General features: G+C 73.6%; 1 protein-coding gene. It reads left to right on the top strand.

Annotated elements, in window-relative coordinates:
- The first annotated feature begins 89 nt into the window (after positions 1-89).
- On the top strand, positions 90-1,295 hold the full coding sequence (locus JGS39_RS39530) for a hypothetical protein (RefSeq protein ID WP_219574587.1): 1,206 nt from the start codon (positions 90-92) through the stop codon (positions 1,293-1,295).
- Positions 1,296-1,299 lie beyond the last annotated feature (4 nt).

Consider the following 1,299-nt stretch of genomic DNA (forward strand, 5'->3'; position numbering starts at 1 on the left):
GCGGGCGAGGGTGGGGCGCCCGCGACCGGGGTGCGAATGTGGTCCACGTCACGCGTGACTTCCGCGGTGTGATCACCGTTAGATGTGATGTGCCCAAGCCTGCCTTTTCGGACGAGACCGCCGCTGTGCCGCCTCCGCCCCCAGCGCCCCAGCCGTTTCTGCTGACGCCACGACAGGGGGAAGCGGCGCGTGAGCTCCTCTCGTACGTGAGCCGACTGCCGCTGACCACCGTCGACGCGCAACTCCTCGCCGTCGTGGTGGCGATCCGGGCCGCGCGGGCCGGGGTCGGGAACCTCACGGGCACGGACCTGAGGTCGCTGCGGCTGGACAATCCGGAGCAGGCGGTGGGCGAACTGGCCGCAGCCGGATGGCAGGTGCCCGCCTCGCTGCTCGACGGGGATCCGGACAAGCCGGCCGCGATCATCGTGCCGGAGATGGCGCCGGGCCCGGGCCACGTGCTGCCCCTGGGCAAGGGCACGCGGTCGAAGGTCTCGGGATGGGCCATGCGTACGCGCATGGCCAAGCCGGTGAAGAAGGCCTCACCGGCCGCGCGGCTCGCCGCGCTGTTCCTGGCCGCGTACTCCACCGACGAACTCCTCGGCCAGGCGCCCGACGAGCTGCCCGTCGCCTGCTACCCGGCCGTGCCCGTCCTCATCGAGAAGGGGTTCCTGGCCGAGATCTCCGGGCGGACCTACCGCCTCGGCCCGGCGGTCCGGCACCTCGCCGGCATGTTCCGTACCCCCGAGGAGGTCGCGGAGCTCGCGGCCGATGAGGCGGCGCGCAGGGCGGCACGGGAGGCGGCTGCCGCCGCCGAACTCGAGGAGGTCACCCCGGCCCAGTGGGCGGAGTGGAAGTCCGGGATCAGTCCGGCGCTGCTGAGGCACGTGGAGGCCGTGGAGCAGTGCCCGCTGTGCCGGCCTTCCTTCGGGCGCGTCGCGAAGGCGTTCATGTCCGCACCCTCGCCCGTCCCCGCGCCCCGGCCCGCCGCGAGCGACTACGGCACGTGGAGGGCAGCGCATCCGGAGTGCGGCCGCGAGGCGGCCGAGTACACCGTGGCCTTCCGCACGGAGCACGGGCACGGGCCCTCGTACGGACAGTTGTGCAAGGGGCTGGGCTGGAAGAAGCTCTCGCGCTCTCTGCGCGGCCTCGTCGTGAGCGGGATCGTCTCCGACGGCTGGCTGACCGAGACCTCTCCGGTGCCGTGGACCCTGCGCCCCGGGAAGGCCGCCCAGGCACAGGGGATCGTGCTGCCGGGGCAGGCGGGGCAGGCGGCGAAGGCGCGCGGCAAGGGCTGAGGGC

The sequence above is a fragment of the Streptomyces poriferorum genome (assembly GCF_019399235.1).
In the GTDB taxonomy this organism is placed as follows: Bacteria; Actinomycetota; Actinomycetes; order Streptomycetales; family Streptomycetaceae; genus Streptomyces; species Streptomyces poriferorum.